The following is a 17,879-nucleotide window of genomic DNA, read 5'->3' as shown; positions in this document are numbered from 1 at the left end:
AGCGCAAAGCCGCGTCACGCAGGCTTCCAGCACATCCACACGCTTCCGGTTGAGCGCCCGCGACCAACTCGCCGCCCGTGAGTGTCGTTGCGTCGCCAACATTCCGCGAGCCGATGACCGCCAAAGCAGTTGAACGCCTCAGGCGACGCCGCGCCATCCCGCGAGCAATCCGGGCAGTTCGGCCATGTCCCTGAACACTTTTGCCGCGCCCGCACCATGCAAGGCCGTGGCGCTGCTATGACCGAGTTCCTGGGGGCAGTAGCCGAACACCGTGGCGCCGGCCGCCACGCCCGCGGTCGCGCCCGTTACCGTGTCTTCGATGACGGCGCAGCGCGCAGGATCGACCCCGAGCGCGGCAGCGGCCGCCAGGTACACATCGGGATACGGTTTGCTGCGTGGCATTTCGTGACCGCTGAAAATACGTCCCTCGAAGCAATCGAAAATGTCCGCTTTGACGAGTTGCATTTCGACCTTGATGCGGTCGGCACCCGACGCCACCGCGATACGCCCGTTCAGCGTCGCGTGAAGCGCACGCACGGCAGCGGGCGCACCGGCTATCGCCACCAGTTCCTTGTCGAGCGCTTCGTTGCGACGCTCGCGAAACTGCATGAGCCAGTCCGACGTGATGGCAAAGCCGGTACGCGCTTCGATCAACGCGGCTTCGTCCCGCACGGCCTTGCCGACGAAAATACGCATCGTCTCTGCCACGCTCAGTTGCCAGCCGAGTTCGCCGAGCATCTCGGTCAGCACGCGGTTGGTGATGGGTTCGGAGTCGACGAGCACGCCGTCGCAATCGAAAAGCACGGCGTCGAAAGGAAAATCGGACATCTGGGGGGGTAGAGAGAAGTGGGCAGCCAGAAAGCATACCTCACCGGTTCGCACGCCGCAGCGCCGGGTCCCGACACGCCAGTCTCATCGAGCCAGCGCGGGACCGGGGGAGGCAATTTTTTTTCCCGCCCGCCACGTCAGGCAAATTCCCGCGACGGATTTCGCCCGCTGCTGCGTTCAAGTAGTAACGCAGCCGCTTCTGGCTGCGACTCGATACGGAGAAAACACCATGACGTCCACCCGACCCGTTCGTCTTTTCGCCGCTGTCTGTGCTGCGGTGCTGACCTCCGCGGCCACGCTGGTCGCCACGCCCGCGCTTGCGCAGGCGATCGTCGTCGCGCCGATGGCGCCCCCGCCGCCGCGCGTCGAAGTGGTACCGGCGCCGCGTGCCGGCTATGTCTGGGATCAGGGCCGCTGGCGCTGGGAACACGGCCGCTATGCGTGGGTGCCGGGTCACTGGCAGCCGGTTCGCGTCGGCTATCACTGGGTGCCGGGCCATTGGGCGCAGCGCGGCCCGAACTGGCGCTGGATCGAAGGCCACTGGGCTTGAACGGATCCTTCCCGACAACAGGCAGATTGCCATGAAAATGCTCGTCATAATCGTGCTGGCGGCCGCGCTTGCCGGCTGTGTGGTGTATCCGGCGCGGCCCTATCACCCGACGGTCGTCGTATATTGAACGCGCCTGAAGCAGGCGCAACGGTCCTTATGAAAGTGAAGCCAACGTGAGCGGCAGGCCAGTGAAGCAGCCTTATCCGACGACGCGACGCGCGCCTGGTTGGCCAGACGCGCCGGGGAGCGTCGCGTCTTGAGCGAACGCGATCCCGACGCGGAACTGCTCGAACAGGTCGGCCGACAAGACCCGACTGCCGTCCGGTCGCTTGTTGCGCGCAAGTTGCCGCGACTGCTGTCGCTCGCCACGCGCATGCTGGGCGACCGCATGGAGGCGGAAGACGTCGCGCAGGAGGTGTTCGTGCGCATCTGGAAACAGGCGTCGCGCTGGCGGGAAGGCGAGGCGAAATTCGACACGTGGGTGCATCGCGTGGCGCTCAATCTTTGCTACGACCGCTTGCGCGGCCGGCGCGAAGATCCGCACGACGAGATGCCCGACGAGGCCGATCCCGCCCCGCCGCCCGACGTGCAACTGGAAGCGCGAGCGCAGGACCAGCGGGTGCGCGAAGCGCTCGCGGCGTTGCCGGCGCGGCAACGCGAAGCACTGGTGCTCAACTATTACCAGGAGATGTCGAACATCGACGCTGCGGCCCTGATGGGCATCACGGTCGATGCGTTGGAAAGTCTGCTGGCACGCGCGCGCCGCAATCTGCGCGCTCATCTGGCCGGCAGCGGCCTTAGCAAGGACAAGTCATGACGCCCGAAAGATTCCATCAGATCGTCGATGCCTATGGCGCCGATCCGCGCCGCTGGCCACAGCAGGAGCGTGCGGCGGCGCAGGCGTGGGCAACGCAGCATCGCGTCGAAGCCGACACCGTGCTCGCCGAGGCCGCCGGCATCGACGCCTGGCTCGCCGCCGACAAGGTCGAGCCGCCAGGCGCGGCCCTGCTGCAGCGCGTGCTCGCCGGCGCGCCGGTGCGTCAGCCGGCCGCGCCGCGGCGGCGCTGGTGGTGGTCGGGCGCGGCGGTCGCGGGCGTGGGTCTGCTTGGCGGGGCGGCCGGCGCGTTTGCCGTGTCGTTTTTTGTTTTGACGGAAACGGTGCCGCCCGTGCATGAGTCGTCTTATTTAACTTCGAGCTTCGGTGGAACGTCTGCCGATTGGAGCGGCGAATGAACGGCCGGTCATGGAAATTCGTGCTGGTGGCCTCGCTGGTGCTCAACGTGTTCCTGCTGGGCGCGATTGTCGGTGGTGCTTATCAATGGTTCGCGGCGCACGGCGCCACCGCGCCGGCGCAAGCGCTGGCCCAGCAGCGCGCCTTGCGCTTCGCCGCCCAGCCCTTGTCGGCCGAGCGTCAGAAGGCGTTTGTCGAAGGTCTGAAGAGCGCGCGTCGCGAGGGACGGCAATACGCCCGCGAGGGACGCGAAGGGCGCCGCGAAGTGCTGGATCTGCTGGCCGCACCGCAGTTCGATCGGGCGGCGCTGGACGCCGCGCTCGCGCGCACGCGCGCGGCGGACAGCACGCTGCGCGCGCAAGTGGAGGGCAGCGTGGCGGATTTCGCTTCGACGCTCTCGCCCGAGGAGCGGATCGAATTCGCCGACAGTCTGAAGTTGCGCGGCCAGTGGCGTGAGGCGCAGCCCGCGCCCAATGCGAAGAAGCCGGCGAACCAGGCGACGAGCGAATCGTCGGCCGACTAAAAAAGATGGACGGATAGCGACGGATTCTCAGGGGAGGGCCGTTTAAACACTATCCCAAGCCGAAGAGGATGGTATGGCCAACTCACCGAACCTGAATGCCGCCGCGATTGCGTTGAACCGCTTCGGCCTCGGCGCGCGGGCCGACGATACGCCGCCCGGCGATCCGAAAGGCTGGTTGCTCGCGCAGTTCGAGCAGTATCAGCCGAGGCCGCCCGCGTGGGCGAGCCAGCCGGATTCGGTGGCGCTGTCGACCGAACTCGTGCAGCAGCGCATGGAGTTCAACCAGCAAGCCAGGCAGAATGCGGGCGAGGGTGAGGCGACCAGTCGGGCCAACCAGGGCAACCCGGGCAATCCGGCCAATCCGGCCAATCCGGCCAATCCGGCCAACCCGGGCAATCAAGGCGCGCAGACCAACCCGCAAGCCAACCCGCAGGCCGATGCGCAAGCCACCGCGCCGTCCGCCAAACAGGCCGAACGAAAAGCCCTCCGTGGCGAAATCCTCGACATGTACCGCTCGTCGGTGAATGCGCGCGTCACGAGTGCGCTGACCACACCGACACCGTTCGTCGAACGGCTGGTGCATTTCTGGGCCAACCACTTCGCGATCTCCACCGAGAAGCCAGGCGTCGCGGCGCTCGCCGGTTCGTTCGAAGCCGAAGCGATCCGCCCGCACGTGCTCGGCCGTTTCGAAGACATGCTGGTGGCCGTCGAACGTCATCCGGCCATGCAGTTGTTCCTCGACCAGACACGCTCGGTCGGCCCCGACAGCATGGCGGCCCTGCGCGCCGCTCAGCGCGATCCCGAGCGCAAGCGCGGCCTGAACGAAAACCTCGCGCGCGAAATCATGGAGTTGCATACGCTCGGCGTGCGCAGCGGCTATAGCCAGGACGACGTCACCGAATTCGCCCGTGCGCTGACCGGCTGGAGCCTCGCCGGCAATCCCGCCAATCCGGGAAAGGGTGGCAACGCTCGCCGCTTCGGCGCACAGCCGGACGCTGCGCCAGGCACCTTCGTATTTCGCGCCGCGCTGCACGAGCCGGGTTCGCGAACCATCATGGGACGCCGCTACGACCAGCCCGGCGAAGAGCAGGCGCTCGCAGTCCTGCATGACCTCGCGAGCGCACCGGCCACCGCACGGCACATCGGCGGCAAGCTGGCGCGCCACTTCGTCGCCGACAACCCGCCGCCCGCTGTGAGCGAACGTCTGGCGAGTGCGTTCGAGCGTAGCGGCGGCGATCTGCCGAGCGTCTATCGTGCGTTGCTCGACACGCCGCAAGCCTGGTCGCCCACCGCCGTGAAGTTCAAGACGCCGTGGGAGTGGAGTATTTCGTCGATGCGCGGCCTCGGCTGGCGCGAGCTCGGCAACGTACAGGCCGCGCCGATTCTCACGCAACTCGGTCAGCCGGTGTGGCGGCCGGGTTCGCCCGCCGGTTACGACGATATTGCAGCGAGCTGGGCCGCCCCCGACGCGCTGGTGCGCCGGGTCGAAATGGCGCAGCGTTTCGCGTCGCGCGTCGGCGACCGGCTCGATGCGCGCTCGCTCGGACAGACCTTGCTCGCCGGTTCGCTCAGCCTGCCGACGGCCACGGCGGTGTCGCGTGCCGAGAGCGGCTCGACCGCCATCGCGCTCCTGCTGGTCTCGCCGGATTTTCAACGGAGATGATTGCCATGCTGTCACGTCGCAAGTTTCTGAGTGTCGCCGCTGCGGGCGCGGGTGCGATTCTCGTGTCGCCGCAGATCGTGTTCGCGAGCGTCGCCACCGATCGCCGTTTCGTGTTCGTGATCCAGCGTGGCGCGGCCGACGGTCTGAACATCGTGGTGCCGTACGCCGACCCCGCCTACGCGAATTTGCGCGGCGCGCTCGCGATCGACACCTCCAACGCGCCTAAGCTCGACGGCACGTTTGCGTTGCACCCGGCGCTCGCGCAGACGGCCGCGATGTATGCGAGCCGCCAGGCTTTGTTCGTGCACGCGGTGGCGTCGCCTTATCGCGACCGCTCGCATTTCGACGGACAAAACGTGCTCGAAACCGGCGGTACGTCGCCGTATCAGATGAAAGACGGTTGGCTCAACCGGCTCGTCGCGCAATTGCCGGCCACGCGCGAAAACGCCATCGCCTTCGCGCCGACGGTGCCGATGGCCTTGCGCGGCAGTGCGGCGGTGACGTCCTACGCGCCCTCGGCTCTGCCTCAGGCACCCGACGATCTGCTCACGCGCGTCTCGCAGCTCTACGATCAGGATGCGCAGCTGCGTCCGCTGTGGGAATCGGCGATGACCGCGCGCGGTCTGGCGGGCGACGCAAGTGCACGTCAAGACCCGGCGAGTCTCGGCAAGCTGGCCGCCGGCTTTCTGTCACGCGAGGACGGCCCGCGCATCGCGATGATCGAAACCGGCGGCTGGGACACGCATAGCGCGCAGAACGCGCGCCTCGCCAATCAGCTGAAAGCGCTCGATACGATGCTCGCCGCCTTGCGCGACGGCATGGGGCCGGCGTGGAGCAAAACCACCGTGGTGGTGGCGACGGAGTTCGGCCGAACCGCTGCGGCCAATGGCACGGGCGGCACGGATCACGGCACGGGGTCGGTGGCGATGGTGCTGGGCGGCTCGGTGACGGGTGGCCGTGTGATCGCCGACTGGCCCGGTCTCGCCGCCCACAACCTGTACGAAGCACGCGATCTGAAACCCACCACATCGCTCGATGCGCTGATTGCCGGCACCGCCGGCGAAAGTCTCGGGCTCGATCCGCAGCGCACCGCCGCCGCGTTGTTCGGGACGGGCGCGTCGTCCCGACCGCTGACGGGCATCGTGCGCGTCTAGTGACGGCGAGGGAGGGGCCACTACCGCTGGGAAGGCAATCACTGGGCGTGGGTGCCGGGGCATTGGAAGGCCTGAGTCCGTGAGGTGGCACGCGCAGGGCGCATGAGCATGCGGTACCGTGCCGGCGCCGTGCCGCCGCGAGGTGGAATGCCTTGCTAGCGCCGCCCGCCCGCGAGCCGCCTGGCGTCCGGCAAACGCCGCAACCTGGCCATGGCGACACACCCCAGCAGCGGCCCGAGCGCCAGCATGCCGAACGCCCCGCGCCAACCGGCCAGCGCGACGATGTCGGGCACCAGATGAATGCTCACCAGCGTCAGCAGAAAACCCGCACAGGTCTGCGCCGTCAGCAGCGTGCCGATCGAGGCGGGTTCCGCCAGTTCCGCGATGGCCGCCGAGAACTGCGCGGAATCGGCGATCACCGAGACGCCCCAGCACAACGCGACCACGCTCACGAGCCAGACAGGCGCGCCGAACAGCCAGCCCATCAGCGCGGCGCACACGCCGCTCAAGGCCATCGCGCCGATCGTCACCGTGGTGCGGCCGAGACGATCCGCCAGCGCGCCGCCGAGCCATGCGCCGAGCGCACCTGCCGCGACCGCGCCGAAGGTCAGCCATTCGGCCGCCACGCGCGGATCGGCAACACCAGTCGCCGTCAAGCTCGCTTGCAGGAACACGGCGAGCCAGGCCCACATCGCGTAAAGCTCCCACATGTGGCCGAGATAGCCGAGATTCGCCAGCCGCAACGCCGGCTTGCGCCACGCGCCAGCCAACGCGTCCCACTCGATGCGCGTGGCGCGCGCCATGTTTGGCCCGACGCCGCACAGCAGAATCGCAACGCCCGCCAGCAACGCGCAACATGCCGAAATGCCATAAATCGCGCGCCAGCTGGAACCGCCGAGCGCCGCCAGCAGATGCGGACTCGCCGAACCGAACGTGAGTGCGCCGACCAGCAGGCCGATCAGCAGACCGAGGTCGCCCTTCGCCCAGGTGGCGGCGAGCCGCATGCCCACCGGATAGACGCCCGCCATGCAGATGCCCGTGACAAAGCGCAACAGAATCGCCGCAGCACTCGCCGGCGGCAGAAAGACGAGACACGCCGTGGCCGCGCCCGCGATCAGCGCACTGACCATGAAGAGCCGCCGTGGATCGAAACGGTCGGCGAGCGAGAGCAGCGCGCTCGTCACTGTCCCCGCGACGAAGCCGGCCTGAACCGCGCTCGTGAGCAAGGTCGCCTGCAAGGAAGAAAGCCCTTGTGCCTGCTTGACGATCGCCACCACCGCCGACGACGAAAACCACACGCTCATTGCCCCCACCTGGCAGAGCAGCAGAATGACGAGCGAACGTGTCTTGCCGGCGCTCGTGCGGGTGAGTCGATTGGATGAGCTTGCCGGGACAGGCTTCATGAAGGTCCGTGTTATTGCGTCGTTGCGGCGTCGACCGCGTGGCTCGTTTCAGTGTGAGTCGCGTGTACGGAGGCCGCGCCGACCCGATGATAGCGACGCCCATAATAGATCAGCGCATCGCCGGCGACCGGTGCGTGCGCGGCTTTCACCGCGCAGAAGAATACGGTGTGCGTACCGACTTCGGTGACCGATTCGATCTCGCAGTCGAGCGAGGCGAGCGCGCCGTGCAGGACTGGCGCGCCCGTCTCCAGAATGTCCCACTGTGCGGCGGCGAAACGCTCGGGCATCGACAGCGTGCTGGTGGCGAAGTGCGCCGCCAGCGCCTGCTGCTCCGCGCTCAGCACGTTCACGCAGAGCTTGCCGTTCGCGCGAAACGCCGCGTTGTTGCGGCTGCTGCGATTGATGCAGACGAGCAACGTAGGTGGCGCGTCGGTCACGGTGCAGACCGCCGAGGCCGTGCAGCCGGCCAGACCCGCTGCGCCATCGCTCGTGATGATGTTGACGGCGGCGCCCAGACCGGCCATCGCGTCGCGGAAAATGCGTGGGTCAAGCATGGGAGCCTCTGCGTTGACGAGCGAATGGAACCCTCACCGCGTGTGGCGCCACGCGGCAGCAACGAGATACACACAGGGTCATGTCAACGTGCAACATCGGCGGGTGTAGCCATTGCGTTCGACGGCGAACGGAAGCGCGCCGCCGTATGCGTCGCGGGCAAACGCGCATGACCGAAGAGTTTTTCACGCAACGTGCCATCGCGATACGCGCGCTTATAGGCGCCGCGTTCCTGCAGAATCGGCACCACGAGGTCGATGAAATCCGCGAAGCATTCCGGCGCGACGGTGCGCGACAGATTGAAGCCGTCTACGCCGGTCTGTTCGGTCCACGCGATCAGTTCGTCCGCGATCCGTTCAGCCGAACCGACGAGCGGCGCCTGGCGGCTGCCGAGCATCATCTGTTCGAGCAGCTTGCGTTTGGTCCATTGCGGGCCGGCCGCGCGCGTCATGGCTTCGACGTTCGACACGATCGCCTGACTCTTGCCGGTCTCGATCGGTTCATCGAGGTCGTAGCGCGCGAAGTCGATGCCGAGCGACGCCGCCGCATGCACGAGCGCGGCTTCGGAACTGACGTAGCGCCGATACTCCGCATACTTCTCCTGCGCCTCGCTATCCGTGCGCCCGGTGATGACGGTTTGCCCGAGCAATACCTTGATATCGTCCGCTTGTCGGCCACCAGCGAGCGCGTGCGCGCGGATATCGTCGACGATCGCTTTCACGGCGGGTTTCGCCTGGCCGTTCACGAACACACATTCCGCGTGCGCCGCGGCGAACTGCTTGCCGCGCGAAGAGGACCCCGCCTGATAGAGCACCGGCGTGCGCTGCGGCGACGGTTCGCTCAGATGCATGGCGTCGACCCGATATTGCTTGCCGTGATGATGGATCACATGAACCTTCGACGCGTCCGCATAGACGCCTTGCGTCCGGTCGCGCAGCACCGCGTCGTCTTCCCAACTGCATTCCCACAGTTTGTAGACCAGCTCCATGTATTCGTCGGCGAGGTCGTAGCGATCGTCGTGCGCCATCTGTCCCGTGAGGCCGATCGCGCGCGACGCGCTGTCGAGATAACCCGTGACGATATTCCAGCCGACCCGTCCGCGCGTCAGATGATCGAGCGTCGACATGCGGCGGGCGAACAGATACGGTTGCTCGACCGTGAGGTTCGAGGTGACGCCGAAGGAAAGATGGTGCGTGACGGCAGCCATGGCTGGAATCAGCAAGGTCGGATCGTTGACCGGCACCTGCACGGCACCGCGAATCGCCGCGTCCGGGTTGCCGCCGTAGACGTCGTAGACGCCCGCGACGTCCGCGAAAAAGATGCCGTCGAAAAGACCGGCTTCGAGCGTGCGCGCGTAATCGGTCCAGTAGTGAAGATCGGTGTAGCGCGTGGACTGGTCGCGTGGATGCGTCCACAGTCCTTGCTGGATGTGACCGACGCAGTTCATGTCAAAAGCGTTGAGAACGATTTCCTTCGGCATGGCGACTTCCCGGTGAGGTGGACGAATGCGCACGGCTGGTGTCCGTTTAATATAGTGGACGAAAAATCACTATGCAAGACATTGATTCCGGCTTTTAATGCTCGGGCGGTTGGCCGTCTCGTCGAGGCGCATCGCTATAATCGGGCGCTCTCCCGCTCTTTATTTCAACCTCAGGCACTTGCCATGTCCGACTCCACGGCTGTCGATCTGACCCAGGCGATCTCGTCCCGTGTGAGGACCGAGCGTGAAGCGCGCAACTGGTCGTTGAGCGAACTGGCCGAACGCTCGGGCGTGTCGAAAGCGATGATCAGCAAGATCGAGCGCGCCGAAGCAAGTCCGACCGCCACGGTGTTGGGCCGGCTGTCGGGTGCGTTCGGGCTGACGCTCTCGACTTTGCTGGCGCTGGCCGAGCAGACGGGCGAGAGGCTCGTGCGGCGTGCGGACCAGGCCGTCTGGCAAGACCCGGAAACCGGCTATATCCGGCGACGCATTTCGCCGCCCACCGGTGGGGTGCTGGAACTACTCGAAGTGGAATTGCCGGCGGGCGTGAAGGTGCCGTATCCATCGGATGCCTTCGTGTTTCAGCATCAGCAGATCTGGGTCACGCAAGGTGTGCTGACGTTTCGCGAAGGCGCTCAGGTGTATCGGCTGGAGGCGGGGGATTGTCTGCAACTCGGCGCGCCGGTGGCGTGCGAGTTCTTCAATGCGGGGCAAGCACTATGCCGCTACGTGGTGGGGCTGGTGCGACGCTGAGGTCGGCTGGGATGCTGCGATGTTGCAAATACCAGGAAAGCCACTCTGACCACGATCGGGGAAACTACCAGGATGCGGGTGACGCCACGCGCTCGTCACCCGACATCGTCCGGCCGACGCCCGTGAGGCGTCAGCCGCCGGATTAGCCTCCGCCGCCGCCTTGCGTGCCGATCGTCAGTTTGTTCGACACGGACTTCACGCCAGCCACGTTCTTGGCCACTTCTTCAGCTTGCGGGATCTGTGCGCCATCGGGCACGGAGCCCGTCAACGTCACGGCACCGCCGCGCGCCCGCACGAACACGTTCGAGACATCGAAGCCCTGCGCCTTAGCCAATGCCTTGCGCACCTGGAGACCCAGCGAGCGGTCCGTCTTCTTCATCGTCTTGGCGCTCGGAGCCGGCGCCATCGCTGCGTCCGCATCGCTCGCCTGGGCGTAGGCGCTGGACGCAGTTGCCACACACAACGCAAGACCGAGCGCCTTCAATAGATTGACTGTTTTCACGTTTTCTCCATCCTCGAAAAGTTGATGTCGCTTCGTTGCATGCAAAAAACCACGCGCTTGCGAGCGTTTTTTCGCCCACGGGGAGCCCTGTGTCTTCTAGAAGAGTCGTGCTGCGGCGCTCCCGGCGCGCTTAAACAATACTCCAGCCGACGCGCTCATGCTCGAAAAACTGACCAGCCTGGGGTTAGAACCACTGCGGCGCCATGCGAAGTGTGGTGTCGTCGAGACTACGCGAGGTGGAAAGCATCAACGCGACGCGCGGCAACTCCCAGCGGAAAAACCATTGGCATGCCTGCAACTTGCCGCGATAGAAGTCGGTGTCGGCCGCGCTCGTCGAACCTGCTAACGCGGCACTCGCGACGACGGCCTGCCTGAGCCAGGTCCATGCGATCACGACATGACCGAAGGCCTCGAGAAAAGCGTTTGCATTGGCGAGCGCCCGTTCGCTCTCGCTGGCAAGCGTGGGCAGCAGGGCGTCGACCGTCGCGTTCAGGTCGCTCAGTGCACGGGCGAGAGCGTCCGCATGGGCATGCAACGGCGCATGAGCGCGCGCGGCTTCGATCGTGCCGCCGACTTCGCGTGCCAGCAGTTTGAGCGCCGCGCCCTGTTTCATCACCACCTTGCGGCCGAGCAGGTCGATGGCCTGAATGCCGTGCGTGCCCTCGTGAATCATGTTCAGGCGGTTGTCGCGATAGAACTGTTCGACCGGATATTCGCGCGTGTAGCCGTAGCCGCCATGAATCTGGATCGCGAGGCTATTGGCTTCAAGGCACCACTGCGACGGCCAGGACTTCACCACCGGCGTCAACAGATCGAGTAGTAGCGCCGCCTCGGCGCGTGCCGTGTCGCTCTCGCCGGTGTTCTGCTCGTCGACGAGGCGCGCCGCATACAGACAGAGCGCATAAGCACCTTCCACGTAGGCCTTTTGTGCGAGCAGCATGCGCCGCACGTCGGCATGCTCGATCAGCGGCAGTTGCGGCTCGAGCGGGTTCTTGTTGTCGGGACGCCGGCCTTGCGGCCGTTCACGCGCGTAATCGAGTGAAGCCAGATAGCCGCGATAGCCGAGCATCACCGCGCCGAGACCGACACCGATGCGCGCCTCGTTCATCATATGGAACATGTAGGCAAGGCCTTGATGCGGCTCGCCCACCAGTTCGCCGACGCATGCGCCGCGCTCGCCAAACGACAGCATGGTCGAGGTGGTGCCGCGCCATCCCATCTTGTGGATCAGGCCGGCGAGCGCGACGTCGTTGCGCTCGCCGAGGCTGCCGTCGTCGTTCACGCGGAACTTGGGCACCGTGAAGAGCGAAATGCCCCTGACGCCCGGCGGCCCGCCGGGAATGCGCGCCAGCACGAGATGAACGATGTTTTCGCTCAACTCATGGTCGCCGCCCGAAATGAAAATCTTGTTGCCGCGAATCGAATAAGTGCCGTCTTCATTGGGTGTGGCACTGGTGACGAGGTCGGACAGGCTCGAACCCGCTTGCGGTTCCGTGAGCGCCATGGTGCCGAAGGCGCGGCCGTCGAAAAGAGCCTGCAGATACTTGCGCTTTTGCACGGCACTGCCAAACCGTTCGATCACGTTCGCGTTCGCCATGGTCAGCATCGCGTAGGACGAGGTGGCCATGTTGGCGCTCTTGAAGAGCGACAGGCAGGCAAACGACATCACCGACGGCAACTGCATGCCGCCCCATTCGTAGTCTTTGCCGGCGGCGAGAAAACCGGTGGCGCGCAGCGCGTCGAGCGCCTCTTTCACCTCGGCGGGCAGGATGACGCGTTGACCGTCGAACTGCGGTTCGTGTTCGTCGGAGAGGCGATTATGGGTGGCGAATTTTTCGACGGCGACGGCATGCGCGGTATCGAGCGCGGCGTTGAACGTTTCGCGGCTGTGGTCCGCATAACGCGGGCGTTGCGTGAGCTTCCCGGCCTCGAGAACTTCGAAGAGCTGGAACGCCAGATCGCGCGAATTGATGATCGAGGCATCTTGCATGAGAGACGACCTTCCAGAGTTGAGCCGCCATGCACGAACCGCTTCGCGACGCACACTGAAAGAGGCGCTGAAACAGGCGTAAACACGGGGATTCGGCCCGGTTGAACAGTGCGGTATGCGGGTAAGTCCCGATGAACTACCGACCGGCGATGCGTGTCAGTCTATCGCAAAAGTGAATGAGCGTGCTTTTATTTACAGGCGGAAAATCGGCACGTATGATGGCCCAAAAAACGTGACGATCAGTCTGCAATGCAGAACAACCTGGAGGAGACACTGCATGTCGGTAAAGGACCTGTTTCAACTGGACGGCAAGGTGGCCTTGATTACCGGCGGCTCGCGCGGACTCGGCCTGCAAATGGCCGAAGCGCTCGGCGAAATGGGCTGCCGCGTGGCCATCACCGCGCGCAAGGCCGGCGAACTCGCTGAAGCGAAGGCGCATCTGCGCGAACTCGGTATCGAGGTGCAGACGGTGGTGAACGACCTGCAGCATTTCGAGGGTATTCCCGGCCTTGTCGACGAGATACTCGGCGTGCAGGGCGACATCGATATTCTGGTGAACAACGCGGGCGCGACATGGGGCGCCCCGGCTGAAGACTACCCGACGAAGCGTGGCACAAGGTGATGAACCTGAACATCAACGCACCGTTTTTTCTGGCGCGTGAGGTGGGCAAACGCAGCATGATCGCGCGGCGTGCCGGCAAGATCATCAACATCGCTTCGGTGGCCGGACTGAAGGGTTCGCTGCCCGGCATGAATACGATTGCGTACAACACCTCGAAGGCCGCGGCGATCAATTTCACGCGTGCGCTGGCGTCGGAATGGGGCAAGTACAACATCAACGTCAACGCGATTTGCCCAGGCTTTTTCCCATCGAAAATGTCGGCCGGATTGCTCGACAAGATCGAAGACTCGATCGTCTCGCGCACGCCTTTGCAACGTCTTGGCGGCGACGAAGACCTCAAGGGCCCGGTGGTATTTCTCGCGAGTGAAGCGTCGCGTCATATCACGGGCCAGTACTTTGCCGTGGATGGCGGCTCGGTCGTCACCTGAGCGGATCGCCGAGTCCGAGTCTTTTCGCTTACGCGACCCACCGCCCGTCGAGCAGGAGTGCCCCATGAACGAACGCCATTTCCCGCACTGGCCGCCGCAGGTGCCGTTGCATCTGACGCTGCCGCAGACCAACCTTTTCTACAACGCCGAAGTCTCGGCGGCGCGCTTTCCCGACAAGCCGTTCATCATCTTCTACGACACGCCGCTTGGCTTCGCCGAATTCAAGGACGAAGCCGAGCGCGTGGCCGGTTTTCTGCAGCAGGAATGCAAGGTGAAAGCGGGCGACCGCGTGCTGCTGTATATGCAGAACAGCCCGCAGTGGATCGTCGCGTATTACGGCATTCTTCGGGCGAATGCGGTTGTCGTACCGGTCAATCCGATGAACATGGGCGCCGAGTTGGCGCATTACGTCGAGGATAGCGGAGCGAATACGATCATCGCGCCGCAATGCCTGTTCGCCAATGTCGAACCGTTGATCGGCAGCGGTCCGGGGCGAGGCATCGAGCACGCAATCGTCGCTACGTATAGCGATTATCTGAAGCGGTCGTCGCCGATCGACGTGCCGGAATTCGTCGCCGCGCCGCGTAGGCGCTTCGATCTGCCTGGCGTCACGCCCTGGCACGACGTGCTCGAACGGCGCCTGAAGCCGGGGCCGCTCACCGCCGGTCCCGACGATCTGTGCGTGATGCCCTACACGTCGGGCACCACCGGCAAGCCCAAAGGCTGCATGCACACGCATCGCAGCGTGATGAGCACCTTGCTGGGCGGCTGCGTGTGGTTCGCATCGCCCTCGGACGGCGTCTATCTGTCGGTGTTGCCGCTCTTTCACGTGACCGGCATGCAAGGCGGCATGAACAGCGCGGTGTATGCGGGCGCCACCATCGTGCTGTTGCCGCGCTGGGATCGCGAAGCCGCCGCGCAATGCATGCAGAAATATCGCGTCACCGCATGGCAGTCGATCTCGACGATGATGGTCGATTTTCTGTCAAACCCGAAACTCGGCGAGTACGACCTGTCGAGTCTGAGCGGCACGCGCGGCGGCGGCGCGGCGATGCCCGATGCGATCGCCCGCAAGCTCAAGGCGCTCACCGGCCTCGATTACGTGGAAGGCTACGGTATGTCCGAGACGATCGCGGGTACGCACATCAACCCGCCGCATCGTCCCAAGCCGCAGTGCCTCGGGATTCCCGTTTTCGACGTCGACTCGCGCGTGATCGACCCGCTCACGCTGCAGGAACTGCCGCAAGGCGAAACCGGCGAGATCGTCACGCACGCGCCGCAGAACATGCAAGGCTACTGGCGCAATCCGAAGGCGACGGCCGAAGCGTTCATCGAACTCGACGGCAAGCTTTTTCTGCGCACGGGCGACTTGGGGCATATCGACGAAGAAGGCTATTTCTTCATGACCGATCGCCTCAAGCGGATGATCAACGCATCCGGCTACAAGGTCTGGCCGGCCGAGGTCGAGGCGCTGATGTACCGGCATCCCGCGATTCACGAAGTGTGCGTGATCGGCGTGAAGGACGACAAACGCGGCGAGACCGTGAAGGCGCTGGTGGTGCCCGCCGCGGCGCAGGCGGGCACGATCAGCGAGCAGGACATCATCGACTGGGCGCATGAGCAGATGGCGTCTTACAAGGCGCCGCGCATCGTCGAATTCGTCACATCGTTGCCGAAGTCAGGCAGCGGCAAGATCCTCTGGCGCAAATTGCAGGAGGAGGATGCGGCTCGCAGCGCGGCGTCGAGTGGTGCGAACGGAGCAGGCTGAGCGCTTCCTGGTCCGGCGGGGGCGCGTGACGAGCGCCTCGCCGGGGCAAAAAAGGCGCTTGCTGCATCGCCACAACCGTGCGCATCGTCCTTTTATTGAAACCGGCTCCTCCTGAAGCGGGTTATTTTCACTTTTCGCCTCACCACTTGCTCTGGCGCGACACGCCCGCCAGCCCCGCCGATCTCCCGCAACCCCCTGTCCCACAAGGCTCTCCCAGCCACGCACCGAGGCTCGCCCGGCGCGGTTGTCGCATTTCCACATGTGGTTGTCGCAAATAGTCGGCTAGGCGCACTTTTTTCTGGCAACTATGTATGCACAGCGCGGACGGACGTCCGCCACGCTAGGAGAGCATTCAATGAATTCCCCCAAGGTCGTGGTCGAAGGGCTGTGCAAAGTGTTCGGCACTAACCCGAAACAGGCGGTCGCCATGCTGGCAGGCGGCGCCACCAAAGAAGAAGTCTTCTCACGTACCGGCCAGATCGTCGGTGTTCACAACGTGTCGTTCGAAGTCAAGGAAGGCGAGATCTTCGTGCTGATGGGCCTGTCCGGCTCCGGCAAGTCGACGCTCATCCGTCTCATCAACCGTCTCGTCGAACCGACCGCCGGCAAGGTGCTGATCGACGGACGCGATGTGGCCAGCGTGCCGCGCTCGGAACTGACGGCGCTACGCCGCAAGGACATGAGCATGGTGTTCCAGTCGTTTGCGCTGATGCCGCAGCGCACCGTGCTGGCGAACGCGGCGTTCGGTCTGGAGGTCGCGGGCGTGGGCCGCAAGGAGCGTGAGAAGCGGGCCATGACGGTGCTCGAACAGGTCGGCCTCGCACCGTTCTCAGAAAAGCTGCCCGCGCAACTCTCCGGCGGTATGCAGCAGCGCGTGGGTCTCGCGCGGGCGCTGGCAGTCAACCCCTCGCTGATGATCATGGACGAAGCCTTCTCGGCGCTCGATCCGCTCAAGCGCAAGGAAATGCAGAACGTGCTGCTCGATCTGCAACGCGAACAACAGCGCACGATTCTGTTCGTCTCGCACGATCTGGAAGAGGCCATGCGCATCGGCACGCGCATCGCGATCATGGAAGGCGGGCGCGTGGTGCAGATCGGCACGCCGCGGGAAATCATCACCAACCCGGCCGACGATTACGTACGTGCGTTCTTCGAAGGCATCGACACCAGCCGCTATCTGACGGCCGGCGACCTGATGCAGACCGACGCCGTGCCGCTCATGCAGCACTCGCCGGCAATCGACGCGTCGAGCGTAGCGGCCACGCTCAACGGCAGCGCCGATTACGCGTTCGTGCTCGACAGCGAGCGCAAGATTCGCGGCTTCGTGTGCCGCGACGCTTTGGGCAGTGCTTCACCGCAGCTCAACCAGATCGAATGCATCCGCCGCAGCACGCCGCTCGACGACGTGGTCGAACGTGTCGTGGCGAGCCGCGCGCCGCTGCCGGTCGTCGAAGTCGACGGCTCCTATTGCGGTTCGGTCAACAAGACGAACGTGCTGAACGTTCTCACGCGCCATAGAGGTTCCCATGTCTGAAGTCATTCCACTTGGCGCCTGGGTCGATCACGGCGTTCACTACCTGCTCGACCACGACGCAAAAACTTTCGATTCCATCGGCAAGGTCATCGAGAGCTTTGCCGCGGTGATCGAGCACAGTCTCCAGGCGATCCCGATGTGGGCGCTGATGGCGATTTTCGTGGGCATCGGTTTGTGGCGGGTAGGCTGGCGTTTCGCGCTGTTCACCTTGCTGGCGATGCTGCTGATCTACGGCACCGGCTTCTGGGATCAGATGGTGATCACGCTGGGCCTCACGCTGTCGTCCACCTTGATCAGCTTGCTGCTGGGCATACCGCTCGGTATCTGGATGGCGAAGAGCCGCACGGTGGAAACGGTGGTGCGTCCGGTGCTCGATCTGATGCAGACCATGCCCGCGTTCGTCTACCTGATTCCGGCCGCGATGCTGTTCGGTCTGGGCCGCGTGCCGGGGATTCTGTCGACGGTGATCTTCGCGATGCCGCCGGCCGTGCGTCTCACGTCACTTGGCATCAAACATGTGAACCGCGAAATCGTCGAGGCGGGGCAGGCCTTTGGCTGCACGCCGTGGCAGTTGCTCTACAAGGTGCAGTTTCCGAACGCGCTGCCGTCGATCATGACCGGCGTGAATCAGACTATCATGATGGCGCTCTCGATGGTCATCATCGCGTCGATGGTGGGGGCGGGCGGCCTCGGCAACGACGTGCTGGCAAGTATTCAACGCCTCGATATCGGGCTGGGCTTCGAAAGCGGTCTGTCGGTGGTGATGCTCGCGATCATTCTGGACCGCATCACGGAAAGCTTCGGCCGGGCGCCGGGCATGGCACGCGCACCGCTGCTGTCGGGCTTGCGCAGCGTCATGAAGGTGCGCCGCGAGCCGGCGGCGCAACACGGCTGAGCC

Annotated in this window: 15 protein-coding genes and 3 pseudogenes; 12 read left to right on the top strand and 6 right to left on the bottom strand. The window is 64.9% G+C overall.

The features are described from left to right. Positions 1-138: 138 nt before the first annotated feature. Positions 139-828, bottom strand: a complete 690-nt coding sequence (locus FQ705_RS06850; RefSeq protein ID WP_144138678.1) for an HAD family hydrolase — start codon at positions 826-828, stop codon at positions 139-141. A gap of 229 nt (positions 829-1,057) precedes the next feature. Here FQ705_RS06850 and FQ705_RS06845 point away from each other — a divergent pair, with 229 nt between their 5' ends. The 7 genes and pseudogenes from FQ705_RS06845 to FQ705_RS34915 all read left to right on the top strand — a co-directional run. Continuing rightward, a complete protein-coding gene (locus tag FQ705_RS06845) occupies positions 1,058-1,378 on the top strand; it encodes a YXWGXW repeat-containing protein (RefSeq protein WP_144138676.1) in 321 nt (106 codons plus the stop codon). 175 nt (positions 1,379-1,553) lie between these two features. Continuing rightward, positions 1,554-2,195: pseudogene (locus FQ705_RS06840) on the top strand (RNA polymerase sigma factor); the annotation flags it as partial. Beyond that, positions 2,192-2,611 (top strand): hypothetical protein, encoded by a 420-nt coding sequence (locus FQ705_RS06835; protein ID WP_144138672.1) that lies wholly within the window; start codon positions 2,192-2,194, stop codon positions 2,609-2,611. The pseudogene FQ705_RS06840 and the gene FQ705_RS06835, both read left to right, overlap by 4 nt. Next, on the top strand, positions 2,608-3,132 hold the full coding sequence (locus FQ705_RS06830; RefSeq protein WP_144138670.1) for a periplasmic heavy metal sensor: 525 nt from the start codon (positions 2,608-2,610) through the stop codon (positions 3,130-3,132). The genes FQ705_RS06835 and FQ705_RS06830 overlap by 4 nt, the downstream gene beginning before the upstream one ends. Positions 3,133-3,205: 73 nt before the next feature. Continuing rightward, complete coding sequence (locus FQ705_RS06825; RefSeq protein WP_144138669.1) at positions 3,206-4,795, top strand: DUF1800 family protein; 1,590 nt, start codon at positions 3,206-3,208, stop codon at positions 4,793-4,795. A gap of 5 nt (positions 4,796-4,800) precedes the next feature. Then, positions 4,801-5,949 carry a DUF1501 domain-containing protein gene (locus FQ705_RS06820; RefSeq protein WP_144138668.1) on the top strand — a complete coding sequence of 383 codons (1,149 nt, stop codon included), beginning with the start codon at positions 4,801-4,803 and terminating at the stop codon, positions 5,947-5,949. Positions 5,950-5,961: 12 nt separating this feature from the next. Next, positions 5,962-6,024: pseudogene (locus FQ705_RS34915) on the top strand (hypothetical protein); the annotation flags it as partial. Positions 6,025-6,104: 80 nt separating this feature from the next. Here the strand turns inward: FQ705_RS34915 and FQ705_RS06810 are convergent. The 3 genes from FQ705_RS06810 to FQ705_RS06800 all read right to left on the bottom strand — a co-directional run bounded on the left by FQ705_RS06810 (position 6,105) and on the right by FQ705_RS06800 (position 9,384). Then, complete coding sequence (locus FQ705_RS06810) at positions 6,105-7,352, bottom strand: MFS transporter (RefSeq protein ID WP_144138667.1); 1,248 nt, start codon at positions 7,350-7,352, stop codon at positions 6,105-6,107. 11 nt (positions 7,353-7,363) lie between these two features. Continuing rightward, the gene (locus tag FQ705_RS06805; RefSeq protein WP_144138666.1) at positions 7,364-7,906 is read right to left on the bottom strand and encodes a flavin reductase; all 543 of its coding nucleotides are present in this window, start codon (positions 7,904-7,906) and stop codon (positions 7,364-7,366) included. 83 nt (positions 7,907-7,989) lie between these two features. Continuing rightward, positions 7,990-9,384, bottom strand: coding sequence for an LLM class flavin-dependent oxidoreductase (locus FQ705_RS06800; protein ID WP_144138665.1), 1,395 nt, complete (start codon positions 9,382-9,384; stop codon positions 7,990-7,992). Positions 9,385-9,567: 183 nt separating this feature from the next. On the opposite strand from FQ705_RS06800, the gene FQ705_RS06795 reads away from it, so the two are divergent. Then, a complete protein-coding gene (locus FQ705_RS06795) occupies positions 9,568-10,137 on the top strand; it encodes a helix-turn-helix domain-containing protein (RefSeq protein WP_144138664.1) in 570 nt (189 codons plus the stop codon). Positions 10,138-10,279: 142 nt separating this feature from the next. On the opposite strand, the gene FQ705_RS06790 is transcribed toward FQ705_RS06795, so the two are convergent. Both FQ705_RS06790 and FQ705_RS06785 read right to left on the bottom strand, forming a co-directional pair. Beyond that, positions 10,280-10,639, bottom strand: coding sequence for a BON domain-containing protein (locus FQ705_RS06790; protein ID WP_144138663.1), 360 nt, complete (start codon positions 10,637-10,639; stop codon positions 10,280-10,282). A 184-nt stretch (positions 10,640-10,823) separates the two neighbouring features. Continuing rightward, complete coding sequence (locus FQ705_RS06785) at positions 10,824-12,629, bottom strand: acyl-CoA dehydrogenase (protein WP_144138662.1); 1,806 nt, start codon at positions 12,627-12,629, stop codon at positions 10,824-10,826. Between the two features lie 277 nt (positions 12,630-12,906). On the opposite strand from FQ705_RS06785, the pseudogene FQ705_RS06780 reads away from it, so the two are divergent. From FQ705_RS06780 to choW, 4 genes and pseudogenes are all read left to right on the top strand, one after another. Beyond that, a pseudogene (locus tag FQ705_RS06780) lies at positions 12,907-13,679 on the top strand (SDR family oxidoreductase). A 64-nt stretch (positions 13,680-13,743) separates the two neighbouring features. Next, entirely contained in the window at positions 13,744-15,447 is a 1,704-nt protein-coding gene (locus tag FQ705_RS06775) for a long-chain fatty acid--CoA ligase (RefSeq protein ID WP_144138661.1), read from the top strand. 355 nt (positions 15,448-15,802) lie between these two features. Continuing rightward, entirely contained in the window at positions 15,803-16,981 is a 1,179-nt protein-coding gene (locus FQ705_RS06770; protein WP_144138659.1) for a glycine betaine/L-proline ABC transporter ATP-binding protein, read from the top strand. Beyond that, entirely contained in the window at positions 16,974-17,876 is a 903-nt protein-coding gene (gene choW, locus FQ705_RS06765) for a choline ABC transporter permease subunit (protein ID WP_144138657.1), read from the top strand. Before FQ705_RS06770 ends, choW begins: the two co-directional genes overlap by 8 nt. Positions 17,877-17,879 lie beyond the last annotated feature (3 nt).

The organism is Paraburkholderia sp. BCC1884, from assembly GCF_900996225.1.
Taxonomy (GTDB): domain Bacteria; phylum Pseudomonadota; class Gammaproteobacteria; order Burkholderiales; family Burkholderiaceae; genus Paraburkholderia.
This window is presented reverse-complemented; position numbering and strand designations above follow the sequence as displayed.